Source organism: Streptomyces neyagawaensis (assembly GCF_023516595.1).
Lineage (GTDB): Bacteria > Actinomycetota > Actinomycetes > Streptomycetales > Streptomycetaceae > Streptomyces > Streptomyces neyagawaensis.
The window spans coordinates 394,447-410,649 of record NZ_JAMGBG010000005.1 but is presented as its reverse complement, the minus strand read 5'-3'; the positions used below and the strand labels follow the sequence as shown (position 1 = coordinate 410,649).

The following is a 16,203-nucleotide window of genomic DNA, read 5'->3' as shown; positions in this document are numbered from 1 at the left end:
CGCGCGGGTCTCCGGAGCGGTGTCGTGAGCGGGCAGCCGCTCGCCTGCGACCGGGCGGAACTCGCCACGCTGTTCCTGTTCGAGAAGCTGTCGCCCGAGCAGTTGGACCGGCTGTGCCGTGAGGGCCGCGTCGAGCGGTTCGAACCGGGCTGGGTCTACCGCGAGGGCGAGCCCGCGACCTGCTTCTTCGTGCTCCTCCAGGGCACGCTGGTGATGTCGCGGCAGGTCGGCGACGACGATGTGGAGCTCAACCGCACCTCGCAGCGCGGGGTGTACGCGGGCGCGTTCCAGGCGTATCTGGGCGACCAGGCCGACCAGGCCCGCTACAAGGGGTCCATGCGGGTCATCGAGCCGTCGCGGTTCTTCATCCTGCCCTCGGCGTCGTTCGCGGAGATCATGCGCGAGTGGTTCCCGATGGCCGTGCATCTGCTGGAGGGCCTCTTCTTCGGCAGCCAGAACACCCAGCGGACCATCGGGCAGCGGGAGCGGCTGCTGGCACTCGGGTCGCTGTCGGCGGGCCTCACCCACGAGCTGAACAACCCGGCCGCGGCGGCCGTACGGGCCACCTCCGCGCTGCGGGAGCGGGTGGCCGGTATGCGGCACAAACTGGGTGCCATCGCCTCCGGGCCGTTCCGACGCGAGACACTGGAGTCGCTGGTCGAGCTCCAGGAGCGGACCGCCGAGCAGGTCGCCAAGGCGACACCGCTCAGCCCGCTGGAGGCGGCCGACCGGGAGGACGAGCTGACGGACTGGCTCGACGACCACGGCATCGCGGGCGGCTGGCAGCTCGCCCCGAACTTCGTGCAGGCCGGGCTCGACACCGCGTGGCTGGACCGGGTCGCGGCATCCGTGGACGAGCAGACCCTCGAAGGGGCGGTGCGCTGGCTCAACTACACGGTCGAGACCGAGCTGCTGATGAACGAGATCGAGGACTCCACGACCCGGATCAGCCAGCTCGTCGACGCGGCGAAGCAGTACTCGCAGCTGGACCGGGCCCCCTACCAGAACGCCGATGTGCACGAACTCCTCGACAGCACCCTGCTGATGCTGTCCGGGAAGATCGGGGACCGCATCCGGGTGGTGAAGGAGTACGACCGCACGCTGCCGAGGATCCCCGCCTACCCGGGCGAGCTGAACCAGGTGTGGACGAACCTCATCGACAACGCGGTGGCGGCGATCAACGACACCGGCGGCGAGGGCACCTTGACGGTGCGCACGGCCCGCGACGACCGGGATCAGCTGCTCGTCGAGTTCCGCGACACGGGACCGGGCATCCCGCCCGGCATCCGGGGCCGTATCTTCGACCCGTTCTTCACCACCAAGCCCGTCGGGCAGGGCACCGGGTTGGGCCTCGACATCTCCTGGCGGATCGTCGTCAACAAGCACCACGGGCACATCGAGGTCCACTCGGCACCCGGCGACACCCGTTTCCAGGTCCTGCTGCCGCTGACGGCGCCCGCGCCGGACCTGGACCTCACCCTCGCCCCCGAATCCGACGCGCCCGATTCCGACGCGCCCGAGGAGACGTCATGAGCCTGCCCGCCGGAATCGATCCCGCCGTGCCGCCGAGCGGGGCCGGCTGCGTGGAGTGCGACGCCGTCGGCGGCTGGTGGTTCCATCTGCGGCGCTGCGCCCAGTGCGGGCACATCGGCTGCTGCGACTCCTCCCCCGCGAAGCACGCCACCGCGCACGCCGCGGCCGCCGGGCACCCCTTCGTCCAGAGCTACGAGCCCGGCGAGACATGGTTCTGGAACTACGAGACGTCCGAGATGTACGAGTCGGGCCCCGACCTGGCGCCACCCCACAGCCACCCCGCGGACCAGCCGGCCCCGGGGCCCGCGGGCCGCGTGCCGCCGGACTGGGCGCAGCACCTGGGGTGAGCCGGGTGCCCGCGCCTACGCCGTCTCAGTCGGCGGTGAGGGGGACTTGCAGGTGTACGCGGTAGCCGCCTTCGGTGGTGGGGCCTGCGTGGAGGGTGCCGTGGAGGATGTCGGCTCGTTCTCGTAGTCCGAGGAGGCCTTGTTGGGATCCGGGCAGGGGGAGGGAGGGCCGGGTGGGTGGGGTGTTGGTGATGGTGACGCCGATGTGGTCGCTGTCCTGCCAGAGTTCGATGTGTGCGGTGGCGCCGGGGGCGTGTTTGCGGACGTTGGTGAGGGCTTCTTGGACGGTGCGGTAGAGGGCGCGTTGGGTGGGGGTGGCGACGGTGGGCGGTAGTTCACCCGTCAGCCGGGCGTGGGTGCCGCTGGATTCGACGAGTGTGTGGAGGTCGGCGAGGGTGGGTTGGGGGGTGAGTTCGGTGGTGTTGCTGCCGGAGGCGCGGAGCAGGGTGACCATGGTGCGCAGTTCGTCGAGGGTGGTGACGCTCAGGGAGCGGATGGTGCGGGCGGCGTTCTTGGTGTCGGTGTCGGGTGCGGCGACTTGGAGGGCGCCGGCCTGGACGGCGATGAGGCTGACCTGGTGGGAGACGACGTCGTGCATTTCGCGGGCGAGTTGGGCGCGTTCGCGGGCGAGGAGGGCTTGGGCGTGCAGGGCGCGTTCGTGTTCGCGGGCTTCCTCGATCTCGACCAGTCGCCGGGCCAGGTCCCGGTGGGCTTGGAGGAGTTGGCCGAAGAGGACGGGGGCGGCGGCGGTCGCCAGGCCGTAGACGAAGACGACCAGGGTCATGGTCTGGCCTATGGCCATCAGGCTCACCTCGGGCCACGGGATGCTGTTGGCGATGCCGGTCAGGGCGACGCAGATGGCGAGCAGGAGGCGGTTGCGGGTCCGTTCGGCCAGGGTGAACAGCGCCACGATCGGAGCGACGGCGACATCCTGCGTCAGGGCGAGCGGCAGGGTGAGCAGGAACACGACGAGCGGGAGCCGGCGGCGGAAGGCCAGCGCCGTGCAGCCGAGGGCGGCTAGTCCGACGCCGAGCGGTGAGTCGTCCCACAGGGTCACCCACACGTCGACGGCTGCCGCCGCCACCAGGACGAGGTCGACGACCGGTGGGGGGATCCGCTGCCACAGGGTGCGTGCGCGGGTCATCGGGCGGCGTCCTGGGTGCGTTCGTCGAGGAGTCCGGCCCGCTGCGCGAGCAGCGCCGCCTGCACCCGGCTCGTCACCCGCAGCTTGGTCAGGATGGCGCTGACGTGGTCCTTGACGGTGCCGGCGCCCAGATGGATACGCGCCCCGATGTCGGCGTTCGACAGCCCTTCCGCCACCAGGACGAGGACATCACGTTCGCGTGCGGTGAGCAGCCGGACCCGGGCGGCGTCGGCGTCCACGGCCGTCCCGGTGCCGGGGTGGCTGTGCAGCAGGGTCCGTGAGGCCTTGGGGGAGAGGACCACACCGCCGGCGGCGAGGGTGCGTACGAGATGGGCGAGTTGCTCGGGCTCGGTGTCCTTCAGCAGGAACCCGGCCGCGCCGCAGTGCAGCGCGGTCAGGATGTACTCGTCGGCGTCGAACGTCGTCAGCATCGCCACGACCGGCGCGTCCGGCGCCGCCCGCAGCTCCCGGAGCACGGTGAGCCCGTCGACGTCCGGCATCCGGATGTCCAGCAGCACCACGTCCGGCCGCACCCGGCGGACCGTCTCGACCGCCTCACCGCCACTCGCGGTCGCGACGACCTCGATGTCCTCCGACGCGCCCAGGATCAACCCGAACCCCGACCGCACCAGAGCCTCGTCGTCCACCACCACAACCCGGATCACGCACGCCACCCTCTCCCCCACCACCCGACACCTGCCGACCCGACCTTAAAGCCCCGATGACTCCCCACGGCCCCTCCCGTCGCAGGTCCAGCCACCCGGCGGGGGAGCACCCACCGGTCGGCAGGGACACCACCCTCCCCCGCCGGACGCTCTCCGGCCTTGATGAGCAGCCCTGATGATCGGCGCCTCACTGAATACGCCCGGCGATCCCGGTCGCCCTGCCCATCAGCCACTCCAGCGGCCCTCGTGGGAAGAAGCGGGACCAGAGGGTGGCGAGGACCGTCACGGACGCGATGAAGCCGAGCAGGACGTAGAGGGGCTGGACGGTCACTCCCCCGGTGTCCAGGAGCCAGATGGCGACGATGTGGTAGACGTACGCGGTCAACGACATCGAGCCGACCGCGATGACGGGCCGAGCAAGGCCGCGCAGCCGGGGGAAGGCGTCCACGGCGGCCAGACACGCGGTGATCACCAGGATCGCCACGCCAGTGTTGCCGACGATGGACAGGGTCGCCTCGCTGTGCGGGGAGGCGACCAGCAGCCCGGCCGGGCTGTCACCGAAGATGCCGGCGCTGCCGGGCGATGGCGACGCCATCGAGGACGCGGACGGCATGGAGGCCATGGCCGACCCCTTCTCGGCCTCCTGGACGGCCGCGGCGGCCCCCGGTACGAGACGCAGCGCCAGCCAGGAGCCGCCGTAGCCGGCGACGGCGAGCGCGACACCGGAGAGGGCCAGGCGTATGCGGACCGCCGTGGCGGCCAGGTCGAGGCGGGCGATGGCCATCCCGGCGATGACGAACGGCACCCAGGTCAGGGCCGGGTAGCCGCCGGTGAAGAACAGCGAGACGAGGCCGTCGGCCTCGCCGACGGTGGGGAACGAGCGGCCGCCGACCACCGGCTTCAACAGGTACAGCAGCGGCGGGCCGGTCAGGGCCCACCCCGCGGCGATCAGCGCCAGCGGCTTGGCGCCCAGCCGACGCAGCGGCAGCACGAGCAGGAAGAACAGTCCGTAGAAGGCGAGGATCGGCACGACGGGGGTGCCGGTCATCGTCAGGGCGGTGCCCAGGGCCACCAGGATCACGGCCCGGATGATCACCTTGGCGACGGCCTGACGGCCGGCCCGGCCCGTCTTCGGTGTGCGGCGCCCGGTGATGAGGGCGACCGCGAAGCCGGCCAGTACGGCGAACAGGGCGGAGGAACGACCCTGCGCCAGCTCCATCAGGGAGTCGATGACAACGCCCTGGCCCGGAGGAGGCCCTACATGGACCGCGTACATACCGAAGACGGCGAGGCCACGGGCAAGGTCCAACCCGACCAGACGGCCGACGCCGGGCGCGTCCGTCGGGGCCCCGGTGTTCTCGGATGCCGGTGACGACGCGTCCGCCGTGGGCAGGGGGGTGTCGGGATGATGCGTCATGCGGCTCAGCCTGGAGACCGTGCCGATCATGGAATATCCGGCAGAAGGCTGTGACCGCCCTGCCGACCGGCGGACAACACCCCGCCGTGTGGCTGGAGTTGGCGCTCACCGGGCTGCGTGGGGCTCGCACGGCCCTCCCGTCCGGTCGCCCGTCCCGCACCGCCAGGAGTCTCCGCCGGTCGGCAGGGTGATACCCGCCGACCGGCAGGGCCGGTCCCGAAACCTGCCGGATGGTCCGCCCGCCGACCGCCACGCGAAGGTCTGCGTATGACGCAAACACAGCCACCACAGGAGACGCCGGTTCAGCGGGAGGACGCACCTCCCCAGCACCGGCCCTCCCCCGAGTCCACCGAACCGGCCTCGAACGGCCCTTCGATGGGCCGCCTCGTCGGGGTGGACCTGGCCCGTGCACTGGCGGTGTTCGGCATGTACGTCGTGCACATCGGCCCCCCGCTGTCAGCCACACACGGCCCCGCCAGCTGGATCCGGTACATGGCGGACGGCCACTCCTCGGTCCTCTTCGCCACCCTCGCCGGGTTCTCGCTCATGCTGCTCGCCGGCCGCCGCCGGCCCAAGACCGGCCTGGCCGGCCGGCAGGCGAAGGCCCGCATCGCGATCCGCGCCGTGGTCCTGCTGGCCCTGGGCACCGCCATGGCCATGGAGTACGGGGGCGTGATCATCCTCGGCTTCTACGGTGTCTACTTCCTCCTCGCCCTGCCCCTGATGCGACTGAGCGCCAGGACCCTCGCCATCATCGCGGCCGCGTTCGCCCTGGTCACGCCGCAACTGGCCTTCTCCCTGACCTCGCTGCTGACTCCCTCCGTCCAGGAGGGCATCAACTCCTACGACCCGCTCCGCCGGCTCAGTGAGGTCGGCGTCCTCGACCTGCTGCTCACTGGCTTCTACCCGGCGCTCACGTGGATGTCGTTCGTGATCGCGGGCATGGCACTGGGCCGCCTCGACCTGTCCTCCGGCACTGTCCAGCGGCGCCTGGCCGCGCTCGGTGCCGCCCTCACCGCGGCCGCCTACGGCATGTCCCTGCTGCTGGCCGGCCCGGGAGCGTTGCGGAGCCTCGCGGAGGACGGGTCGTCCAGCGGCTCCGGTTCGATACCACTCGACAGCGCCTCGATGCCTTCTGGCGGCGGCTCGTTCCCCGATATGCCGGCGTCGATGCTGCTGACCGCCGGGCCGCACAGCGGCACCACGTTCGACATCATCGGCAGCGTGGGCGTCGCGATCCTCGTGATCGTGGGCGCGACGGTGGCGATGGACCGGCTGCCGCGGCTGCGCCGCCTGGCGAAACCGGTCATAGCTGTCGGCACCATGTCCCTGACCGCCTACGTCGGCCACTTCCTCGCCCAGTCCGCGCTGTCCGTGCCCGCCGGGACCGGCACCCGGACGTCCTGGCTGCCCCTGCTCATGTTCGTCCTCGGAGCCACCGTGTTCGCCGCCGTCTGGTCCCGCTTCTTCCGCCGAGGCCCCCTGGAGTACCTGCTCAACGCCGCCACCAAACCGGCGAAGCACATCCGATGAGCCCCCGGTCGGGGTGGGACGCCTCCACGTCCCACCCCGGCCTTGCACGCGGCCGCCCTTCGCTGAGGTCGCCGGTCCGAGACCGCCGGTCGTGTCATGCGCCCCGCGTCAGGAGGTTCGCCGGCCCCTGGGGGAGCGGGTAGGCCCGCTCTGCGGGAATCAGTCGCTGGGCCTGGGCGGTGTGGCCGGTTCGGGTCAGTGCCGCCGCCTTGCGGACCCGCGGGGTGAGGTCGGTGAGGCTCACGATCCAGTCGTCGGTGAAGGTCCGGATCAGATCGCGGCCGATGCCGACCTGGATGCTGTAGTGGTTCAGTGCGGCTCCGCGCAGCGAGCGTTCCGGGTCCCACTGGACATGCACGGCCGCCCTGGCCACGGCTGCCGGATCCGCGGTCGTGAGCACGGCTCGGGACAGGGCCTCCTCCCAGCCCTCGCGGGTCATCCGCACAGCGAGCACGCGCTCCTGACCTGGTTTGCGGGCCCAGTTGCTGCGATGCATGAGCCACAGGAACGAGGGCTTGATCCACGTCATCCTGTGGAAGGAGAACGGCGCGACGAAGCGGCCCGCTCGCAGCGCCGCGTCGGCTATGGCAGGCGCGTATGCCTGGTAGACCACGATCGTGTCGGCGTCGTGGTCCGCGCGGACCTGGTACTGGGGGGCCATGCGCCGCACCCTGTCATTCGGTGTGTGCGCGTCGCGAAGGAATTTCCCCGCGACCGGCCTCCGACGGCTTCAACGCCGTCCCGGTCAATGATCAGAGTCGCCGCGGGCCTTCATGGCGGCGAGCCGGACGGCCCACTCGTGTTCGGCTACGGCGAGGCCGCGTTCCAGCGTGTCGACGAGCGCCGCCCGGCTCATCGACACCACCGTCGGGGCCCGCCGGGCCTCGGTGTCACGGGCCTGGCCGCCTCCGTCCCGTACTCGACAGGCCAGGTGCACCTGGTCTCCGTCAGGGAACGCGAACGCCGTCACCTGGTCCGTGCACTCGCCCCACTCCAGGAACTCCCACCGCGCGAGCTCCTCGCCCGCCTCCGCCCCCGCATCCGCCCCGGAGCGGGTCCCGGTACCGGTGTCGCCGTACATCCAGTGCTCCGCGATACGGAAGGACTCCTCCGGCGAGGTGAATCCCGTCGGCCGCGCGGTCGGCGCGTTGAAGCGGCTCAGCTCGTCCTTCAGCTTCTTGACCAGCAGCGGCGGGTAGAACGCGTTGTCCCACGCGTTCACATGGAGCCCGCCCACGAAGACATCGACGCACAGCAGCCCCGGGTCCCGCTCGACGTGGAACTCCAGACCGAATCCGGTCCTCGCCCCGACCAACACGGCGCCTCCCCCATGCTTTGGCGCGACGCCCGCCCCAACCCCACCCTACTGATCCACGGTCGGCGCACGGCCCGGCCGCCCGATGTCGCTTGACCTCGGCGCCATCGTGGATCAAGGTCAAGGCAGTACGTCGGCCCGGCCGACGTCGGCAACGGCTTCATGGGGCGGGGTGGGTGAGTTGATCGGGATCTCCGAGATCCGGGCGGCGGCCGAGCGGATCGCGGATCACGTCGTGCGGACACCGACGGTACGGAGCCCGGGGCTCAGCGCGTTCCTCGGTGTGCCGGTGACCGCCAAGCTGGAGCTGTTGCAGCGCACCGGCTCCTTCAAGGCCCGCGGCGCCACCGCGAAGCTGCTGTCGCTGACCGAGGCGGAGCGGGCCGCCGGCGTGGTCGCGGTGAGCGGCGGCAACCACGGCATCGCCCTGGCCCACATGGCGGCGGCCCTGCACATCAAGGCGACCGTGGTGATGTCCCGGACCGCGCCCAAGCGGTCCACCGACCTCGTCGAGGCGTCCGGCGCGTCGCTGCGGCTCACCGACGGCATGGCGGAGGCGTTCGCGCTCACCGAGCGGTTGCGGGCCGAGGGCCTCACCCTCGTCCACCCGTTCGACGACGAGGTGGTGATCGCAGGTCAGGGCACCGTCGGCCTGGAGTTCGCCGAGGACGCGCAGGACGCGGCCGAGGGGGATGCCGGGGAGGTGACGGACGTGCTCGTCAGCATCGGCGGCGGCGGTCTGATCGCCGGTGTCGCCGCCGCCTTCAAGGCGCTGCGGCCGGAGGTGCGTGTCTGGGGCGTGGAGACCGAGGGCGCCACCTGCATGAGCGAGGCCCTTGCGGCGGGCGGCCCCGTCACCGTCGACCTGTCCTCGATCGTCACCACGCTCAGCGCGCCCTCCGCCTCCCGCCTCACCTACGACCATGTGTCCGCGCTCGTCGAGGACGTCCTGGTGGTGCCGGACGCGGAGGCGGTCCGCGGTGTCCTCGACCTGGCCGAGCACGCCAAGGTGTGGGCGGAACCCGCCGCCGGCTGTCTGCTGCCCGCCGCCCGACAGGTCGTGGAACGGGTCGGCGAGGGGGCCCGGCTCGGCCTGGTGGTGTGCGGCGGCAACACGACCCCGGCGGACATCGCGGAGTGGACGCGGCGCTTCGGGTTGTGACGCCGGCTGTCACTGCCGGGCGTCAACGGGCTTTCCTTCGATGGCAGTTGACGGTGTCCGAGCGGGCGCCCGGCATAATGCCCGGGTGACCACCCCCACCCCTTCACCGGGCTCCCCCACGGTCGAGCGCACCGCCGTCGTCATCGTCGGCGCGGGGCCCGCCGGGCTCACCGTCGGCACCGTGCTGCGGGCCGCCGGCGTGGACTGCGTGGTGCTGGAGACCGAGAGCCGGGAGTTCATCGAGCGGCGGCCGCGTGCCGGGTTCCTGGAGGAGTGGGCGGTGCGCGCGCTGGAGCGGCGGGGGCTCGCCGACCGGCTCGTGGAACGGGCGCCCGTGCACACCGAGTTCGAGTTCCGCTTCGACGGTGAGCGGCAGCGGTTCCCGTACACGGAGATCACCGGGCACCACCACTACGTGTATCCGCAGCCGCTGCTGGTGACGGATCTGGTGCGGGAGTACGCGGACGTCCGGGGCGGCGACATCCGCTTCGGCGTACGCGAGGTGGAGCTGCACGACCTCGACGGCGAACACCCCTCGGTGTCGTACACGGACGGCGCGACGGGTGAACGGCGGCTGCTGCGCTGCGACTTCGTCGCGGGCTGCGACGGAGCGCGCGGGGTGACCCGGACCGCGCTGCCGGCCGGACACGCGACCGTGGCCCGCCATGACCACGGCGTCGGCTGGCTGGCGCTGCTCGCCGAGGCGCCGCCGTCGTCGGACTGTGTGATCCTCGGTGTCCATCCGCGGGGCTTCGCCGGGCACATGGCGCGCAGCCCGGAGGTCACCCGCTACTACCTGGAGGTCCCGGCGGGCGACGACCCGGCGAACTGGCCGGACGAGCGGGTCTGGTCGGAGCTGCACACCCGGTTGGCGGTGACCGGCGCGGAGCCGCTCACGGAGGGGCCCCTGGTCGAGAAGCGGGTCCTCGACATGCACAACTACGTCACCGAGCCGATGGCGTACGGGCGGCTGTACCTGGCGGGCGACGCCGCCCACCTGGTCGCGCCGATCGCCGCGAAGGGCATGAACCTGGCACTGCACGACGCCCTGCTGCTCGCCGACGCCTTCGTGGCGTGTCTGGGCCGGGGCGACAACAGCGGGCTGCGCGGATACTCCGCGGCCTGTCTGCGGCGGGTCTGGCACTACCAGGAGTTCTCACAGTGGCTGGCGGAGCTGCTGCACGGCCCGTCGTCCGGTGACCCCTTCCGGGCGGGCGCGGCGAAGGCCAGGCTGCGGCGCCTGCTGCACTCCCCCGCCGCCGCGTCGACGTTCGCGGAACTGTTCATCGGCAAGGACACCGACCACTAGGGCGGTTGACGATCCCCCGGCCGACGGTCGGCCGAGGGAGTCCCTCGTCGTGTTCGCTCAGTGGGCGTCGCAGCACCCGTCCCTGCGCATCAGCCGGCCCACCTCCAGCCAGTGCTCCTCGCTCTCGGCGGCCCTCGCCCGGCGTGCGGTCGGCCGGTACGCGGCCACCAGGTCCTCGGTGGTGTAGTGAGTGCCGCCGCGGAGGACCGCCACCGTCCGCACGAGGCTGTCGAAGTCGGTGAAGGGGTCGCCGTCGACGACGGTCAGATCGGCGAGCCTGCCCGGTTGGACGGTTCCGAGGTGGTCGTCGAGACCGAACAGCCGGGCCGGCATGACGGTCGCCGTGCGCAGGGTCTCGGCGGGGCTGAGGCCCCCCGCGTGCAGGGCGCGCAGAGCGAGGTGGAGGAAGAGACCGACGGGGCCGAGCGGCTGGTCGGTGCCGAGGGCCACCAGGCCGCCCGCGGCGAGTATCCGCCGGTACACGTCGGTCTCGGTGCGCAGCGCGGCCAGTTGGGCGGGCGTCGGCGGGGTGCCCGCGGACTGCCGTACGGAGAGGGCGTCCCACGGGGGCATCACGACGGTGACCCGCGGGTCGTCGGCGAGGGCGGGATCCGCGCCGAGGAGCGGGGCGGCGGTGAAGGGCGTGGCGATGAGGGAGAAGCCGACGCCGTGGGCGCTGTAGACCTCCTCCACGTCCTGGTGGGCGCGCCCGGTGCTGGTGATGGCGTGCCCGAACTCGGCGCGCTGGGTGGCCTGGAGATGGGTGGTGAGGTCCTGGCCGAGCTGGACGCCTGGGGACAGCAGATGGCTTCCGGTGCGCACGCCGAGCCGTTCGTGGGCGAAGCGCGCCGCCTCGCTCATCACCCAGCCGGGCGCCCGGACGTAGGTCTTGACGAAGTCCCAGTCGAGCGCGGCGGCCCGCTCCAGCGAGCGCCTCAGGCCCGCCTCGGTCCGGTGGGCGCGTCCCATGCTGTACGCGACGCGCGCCCCGTCGAGGAGTTCACCGGTCGTGAGCAGCCGGGGCCCGGCGAGGCGGCCGGCGGCGACCTCCTCGCGGATGCGGACCTGTTCGTAGGCGAACCCGCCGAGGGAGACGGCGGTGGTGACGCCGTAGGTGAGCTGCCCGGCGGCCTGGCGGCTGCCGTAGGTGCTGTGCCAGGGGTGGGTGTGGGTGTCCCACAGGCCGGGGAGCACGGTGTGCGTGGAGGCGTCGATCCGGCGCAGGGCGGCACGGCGGCCGGCCCGGTGGGGTTCCACGGCGGTGACGCGGCCGCCGCGGACGACGATGTCGACGTCCTCGCGGACGGTGTCGCCGGTGCCGTCCCAGAGCCGACCGGCGTGGACGACGGTGTCGGCGGGGGTGGTCCGGGAGCGGTCGAGGGGCACATGGACGGTGCGGGTGCGGCCGTCGGCGATGTCGAGGAGGCGGAGCCTGGTGCCGGACAGGTGCAGGAGGGTCCTGGAGTCGCCGGACCAGGTGGGATGGTCGGCGGGTTCGGTGGTGAGGGTGCGGAGTTCGCCGCGCGGGGTGCCGTCGGCGGCGACGGGCAGGAGGCACAGCGCGGACTCGACGATCACGGCCATCCAGCGGCCGTCGGGCGACCAGACGGGCCCGGAGTCGTGGCGGTCGGCGATGGAGGTGTGCGGGGCGACGGCGTGCAGCCGGTCGGCGCCGGTCCTGGTGTCGACGACGCGGATGAGGTTGTAGCCCTCCCGGAAGCGGGCGCCGAGACGGTTGCGGTCGCACAGGGCGAGGTACCTGCCGTCGGGCGACCAGGACGGCCGGCCGGGCAGCCCGCCACCGCCGAGGGGGGTGGCCAGGACGCGTTCCTCGCCGCTCGCGAGGTCGCGGACGACGAGGCGCCCGGTCAGGTCGAGGCAGGCCAGCCGGCGCCCGTCGGGTGAGAGGGCGGGCATGACACGGCCCCCGGTGGCGAGGGCGGTCTCCTCGCCGGTGGCGAGATCGTGCCGGTACACGCCGAGCAGGCCGTCGCGGTCGTCGGCGTAGACGAGGGAGCGCCCGTCACGGGACCAGGAGGGAGCGAGGAGGTAGCGGGTCGGCGGCGACGTCCGCAGCCGCTTCGGGGGGCGTCCGCCCGAGGTGCCGGCCAGCCAGAGCGCGTTGAGGGCGGCGAAGGCGACGCTCCGCCCGTCGGGCGACAGCGCGGGCAGGTGGATGCCGCGCACGGGCCGGACCCGGGCCTCGCCGAGGTCGTACTCCTTGACGCGGTAGCGCGGCCGGTCGACGGGGAGCACGGCCTCGAAGGGGATGGTGTCGGGCTTGTCGGGGTGGTCGGGGCGCAGCAGCGTGAACTGTCCGTCGAGGGTGATCAGCAGGGCCCCGTCGGCTGTCCAGCGTGGCGGCACGGGAGCGATGTCGCCGCCGACGCGGACCGGCTCGCCGTCGACGACGAGGGTGCACGAGCCGCCCGGTGAGGCGGTGGTGCGCAGATAGGCGAGGCGGCGGCCGTCGGGGGCGAGGGCGGGCGTCATGACCTGCGCGGCCTCGGTCTCGGTGTGCTCGACGGTGACCGGGCCGGTGCCGTCGGCGGCCACGGCGACGACGGTCCTGGACTCGACGCCGGTGCCCGCGGCGGAGGTGACGACCTTGGCCCGGACGAACAGCAGGCGGCGGCCGTCGGGTGACCAGGTGGGGTCGAAGTCCTCCCACGCGCCGTCCTGGAGGGGGCCGTCCTGGCCGGGGAGGCCGGTGACGCGGGCGATGTCCCCGGTGGCCAGGTCCAGGACGTGGATCCGGTACGGGCTGCCCGTGACGGGGTCGCCGCCGCGTTCGGAGCCGAAGGCGATCCGGGTGCCGTCGGGCGACCAGGCCGGGCCCCGGTCGTCCCAGGGGCCGTCGGTGCGCTGCCGCAGGCCGGAGCCGTCGGGGCGCATGGTCCACAGGTGGAAGCCGCCGTCCCGGTAGGCGCAGAACGCGACGAGGGAGCCGTCCGGGGAGTAGGTGGGCCGGTTGGGTTCCAGTCCCGCCGGGGTGAGGGGGACCGCCTTGCCGCCGCGTCGGGGCAGGGACCACAGCCCGCTCTGGACCTCGGCGATCAGGGTGTCGCCGCCGGGGGCGAGGGTGGCCGAGCCGTTGGTGGCCCGGGTGAAGGTGAGGGCGGTGCCGGTGGCGGTGGCAGTGGCAGCAGCGCGGTCGCGGGCGTCGGCCGGGGTCGTCGTGGCGGCGGCGCCGAGGACCGCTGCGGCGCCGCCCGCGGCGAGGAGTTGACGGCGGGTCAGGGACGGGATGGAGCTGCTGTGGTCAGGGTCCATGAAACGTCACGCTGGCGCACCACGCGCCCCAGCGGCAACACCACCATTCGCGCCAGTCACGGAGGTCACCCGCCGGAATGACGGCGGCGGATCCAGGCCGGCAGCGCGAACCAGCACAGCAGGTACCAGACGAGCACACACGCCACCAGCCAGGGCACATAGCCGTCGTGGGTGGCCACGCGCAGGACCAGCAGCAGCGCGGCGGTCATCGTGGCGAGCAGCAGGATCAGGCCGACCACGGTCAGCCGGGCCGCCCACAGCACGGCGGCCGGCTTGATGCGGCGACCGGCGACGATCCGGTGGAAGGAGACGGGGCCGATGAGGGCGCCGGTGGCGGCGGCGCCCAGGACGACGGTCACGATGTAGATGGTCTGCTCGGTCTGTTCCAGCTGTGCGTAGCGCGGGGTGAACACGACGGTGAGCAGGAAGCCGAAGAGGATCTGCACGCCGGTCTGGGCGACCCGGACCTCCTGGATGAGTTCGCCCCAGCGGCGGTCGGCGCGTTCGTCCGCCGTCTCGTCGCGGCCGCGCTCGGGAGTGGCGTATCCGTTGTCGGTGCCGGGCACGGCGTCCTCCAGGCTCGGTCGGTGTCCCCCCTTTTCTGGATGGCGCCCCGCCCGGCACCGACAAGCGGGAAGATCCACCGCTTCACTCGCACGAGTGAATCCGCTGAACCGATCGGTCGTATGTGCGCCCCTCCCGCCTAGCGTGATCACGTGACCACCGACAAGCCGGCCGACGCCCTCCCGCCCGAGCCCGGGCGGCCCGCGCAGTGGCCCGCGCCATCGTCCGCGTCGTGGTCCGCGCCGTGGTCCCGCCGCGGGTTCCTCCTCGGCACCGCCGCGTTCGCGCTGACGCCGCAGTTCGTCCGCCAGGACCCGGCCTCGGCGGCGGCCGAGCTGCCCGGCTTCCCCGAGGAGGTGGAGCTGTACCGCTCCGCGTACCGCAACTGGGTCGGCGAGATCACCGCGTCCGGCCTGTGGGCGTGCGCGCCCGCCGACGGGGAGCAGGCGGTGGCGGTGGTCGACTGGGCCCGGCGGCACGGCTGGAGGATCCGCCCGCGGGGCCTCTCCCACGGCTGGTCGCCGCTGACCGTCACCGAGGGGACCGGGTCCGGCGCGCCCGTGCTGCTCGTCGACCCGACGGGGCACCTCACCGCCCTGTCACTGGAGTCCACCGACCCGGCGGCGGTCCGGGTGGGTTCCGGCGCCACCCTGGAGGGCCTGCTCACCTTCCTGGAGGGCCACGGGCTCGGGGTGACGGCCTGTCCGGCGCCCGGGGACCTCTCCAACGGCGGCGCCCTCGCCGTCGACGCCCACGGCACGGCCGTACCCGCCGACGGGGAGACCCGGCTGCCCGGGCACACCTACGGCTCGCTCAGCAATCTCGTGCTGGAGCTGACGGCGGTCGTGTGGGACGCCGACAGCGACGCGTATGTGCTGCGGACGTTCACCCGTGACGAGGCCGACGGTGCCGCGCTGCTCACCCATGTGGGACGGGCGCTGATCACGGAGTTCGTGCTGCGGGTGGGGGCCGACACGAACCTGCGGTGCCGGAGCCGGACCGACATCCCCGCCGTGGAGCTGTTCGCCGCTCCCGGCAGCGGCGGGCGCACCTTAGAGAGCTTCCTGGACGAGGCGGGGCGGCTGGAGGCGATCTGGTTCCCGTTCACCGAGTTCCCCTGGCTGAAGGTGTGGAGCGTGGCGCCCACCCGCCCGCTCACCTCCCGACGCGTGACCTCGCCGTACAACTACCCGTTCTCGGACACCGTGCCGACGGTCGTCGCGGACCTGGTCGGGCGGATGGTGTCGGACGGCGCCTGGTATCTGGCCCCGGTGCTGGGCAAGGCCCAACTGACCGCGGCGGAGGTGGGGTTGGTGGCCACGGCGTCGGCGGATCTGTGGGGGCCGTCGAAGAACACGCTGCTCTACGTCAGGCCGACGACCCTGCGGGTGACGGCGAACGGGTACGCGGTACTGACCTCGCGGAGCCGGGTGCAGCGTGTGATCGCGGAGTTCACGTCCTTCTACCGGGAACGGCTCGCCGCGTACGCGGCGCGCGGCAGCTTCCCCGTCAACGGCTCGGTCGAGATCCGGGTGACCGGCCTCGACGACCCGGCGGACGTCGGGGCGGCCGGCGCCCGGGCCCCGCTGCTGTCGGCACTGCGGCCGCGCGCCGACCGGCCCGAGTGGGACACCGCGGTGTGGCTGGACGTGCTGACGCTGCCGGGGACACCGGGCGCCGAGGCGTTCTTCCGTGAACTGGAGCGGTTCCTGGTCAGGACGTACGACGGCGGTCACGCCCTCACCCGCGTCGAGTGGTCGAAGGGCTGGGGGTACACCGACGAGGCGGCCTGGAACGACGAGGAGGTGCTGCGCACCGTCGTACCCGCCTCGTACGAGGACGGCGAGGGGCCTGGCTGGGCCGGGGCCCGGCAGGTCCTCGACCGGCTCGACCCGCACCGGGTGTACGGGAACTCCTTCCTCGACCGGTTGTTCGCGTGAG

General features: G+C 72.8%; 13 protein-coding genes. 6 read left to right on the top strand and 7 right to left on the bottom strand.

All coding sequences use genetic code 11. From position 1 onward, the window contains the following. The first annotated feature begins 24 nt into the window (after positions 1-24). Both M8J73_RS04180 and M8J73_RS04175 read left to right on the top strand, forming a co-directional pair. Positions 25-1,533, top strand: a complete 1,509-nt coding sequence (locus M8J73_RS04180) for an ATP-binding protein (protein ID WP_055542649.1) — start codon at positions 25-27, stop codon at positions 1,531-1,533. After that, positions 1,530-1,880, top strand: a complete 351-nt coding sequence (locus M8J73_RS04175) for a UBP-type zinc finger domain-containing protein (RefSeq protein ID WP_055542650.1) — start codon at positions 1,530-1,532, stop codon at positions 1,878-1,880. The genes M8J73_RS04180 and M8J73_RS04175 overlap by 4 nt, the downstream gene beginning before the upstream one ends. Positions 1,881-1,905: 25 nt before the next feature. Here the strand turns inward: M8J73_RS04175 and M8J73_RS04170 are convergent, their stop codons facing one another. The 3 genes from M8J73_RS04170 to M8J73_RS04160 all read right to left on the bottom strand — a co-directional run bounded on the left by M8J73_RS04170 (position 1,906) and on the right by M8J73_RS04160 (position 5,106). Beyond that, the gene (locus M8J73_RS04170; RefSeq protein ID WP_249828244.1) at positions 1,906-3,024 is read right to left on the bottom strand and encodes a sensor histidine kinase; all 1,119 of its coding nucleotides are present in this window, start codon (positions 3,022-3,024) and stop codon (positions 1,906-1,908) included. Beyond that, positions 3,021-3,689 (bottom strand): response regulator, encoded by a 669-nt coding sequence (locus tag M8J73_RS04165; RefSeq protein WP_169797825.1) that lies wholly within the window; start codon positions 3,687-3,689, stop codon positions 3,021-3,023. Before M8J73_RS04165 ends, M8J73_RS04170 begins: the two co-directional genes overlap by 4 nt. Before the next feature lie 187 nt (positions 3,690-3,876). After that, positions 3,877-5,106 carry a DUF418 domain-containing protein gene (locus M8J73_RS04160; protein ID WP_055537869.1) on the bottom strand — a complete coding sequence of 410 codons (1,230 nt, stop codon included), beginning with the start codon at positions 5,104-5,106 and terminating at the stop codon, positions 3,877-3,879. A 267-nt stretch (positions 5,107-5,373) separates the two neighbouring features. Here M8J73_RS04160 and M8J73_RS04155 point away from each other — a divergent pair, with 267 nt between their 5' ends. Continuing rightward, positions 5,374-6,639, top strand: coding sequence for a DUF418 domain-containing protein (locus M8J73_RS04155; RefSeq protein WP_206187800.1), 1,266 nt, complete (start codon positions 5,374-5,376; stop codon positions 6,637-6,639). Positions 6,640-6,733: 94 nt separating this feature from the next. Here M8J73_RS04155 and M8J73_RS04150 read toward each other — a convergent pair whose 3' ends face one another. Further along, positions 6,734-7,300 (bottom strand): DUF4291 domain-containing protein, encoded by a 567-nt coding sequence (locus M8J73_RS04150; protein WP_055537865.1) that lies wholly within the window; start codon positions 7,298-7,300, stop codon positions 6,734-6,736. An 84-nt stretch (positions 7,301-7,384) separates the two neighbouring features. Then, positions 7,385-7,957: a hypothetical protein gene (locus M8J73_RS04145; protein WP_249828243.1), complete on the bottom strand. Its 573-nt coding sequence runs from the start codon at positions 7,955-7,957 to the stop codon at positions 7,385-7,387. Between the two features lie 178 nt (positions 7,958-8,135). Here M8J73_RS04145 and M8J73_RS04140 point away from each other — a divergent pair, with 178 nt between their 5' ends. Next, positions 8,136-9,116: a threonine/serine dehydratase family protein gene (locus M8J73_RS04140; protein ID WP_249828242.1), complete on the top strand. Its 981-nt coding sequence runs from the start codon at positions 8,136-8,138 to the stop codon at positions 9,114-9,116. Positions 9,117-9,201: 85 nt separating this feature from the next. After that, positions 9,202-10,425, top strand: coding sequence for a 4-hydroxybenzoate 3-monooxygenase (locus M8J73_RS04135; RefSeq protein WP_249828241.1), 1,224 nt, complete (start codon positions 9,202-9,204; stop codon positions 10,423-10,425). Between the two features lie 57 nt (positions 10,426-10,482). On the opposite strand, the gene M8J73_RS04130 is transcribed toward M8J73_RS04135, so the two are convergent. Both M8J73_RS04130 and M8J73_RS04125 read right to left on the bottom strand, forming a co-directional pair. Then, a complete protein-coding gene (locus M8J73_RS04130; protein ID WP_249828240.1) occupies positions 10,483-13,698 on the bottom strand; it encodes an amidohydrolase family protein in 3,216 nt (1,071 codons plus the stop codon). Positions 13,699-13,763: 65 nt separating this feature from the next. Continuing rightward, positions 13,764-14,264 carry a DUF6328 family protein gene (locus tag M8J73_RS04125; RefSeq protein ID WP_055543290.1) on the bottom strand — a complete coding sequence of 167 codons (501 nt, stop codon included), beginning with the start codon at positions 14,262-14,264 and terminating at the stop codon, positions 13,764-13,766. A 285-nt stretch (positions 14,265-14,549) separates the two neighbouring features. Here M8J73_RS04125 and M8J73_RS04120 point away from each other — a divergent pair, with 285 nt between their 5' ends. Beyond that, on the top strand, positions 14,550-16,202 hold the full coding sequence (locus tag M8J73_RS04120; RefSeq protein WP_055542428.1) for a cholesterol oxidase substrate-binding domain-containing protein: 1,653 nt from the start codon (positions 14,550-14,552) through the stop codon (positions 16,200-16,202). Position 16,203 lies beyond the last annotated feature (1 nt).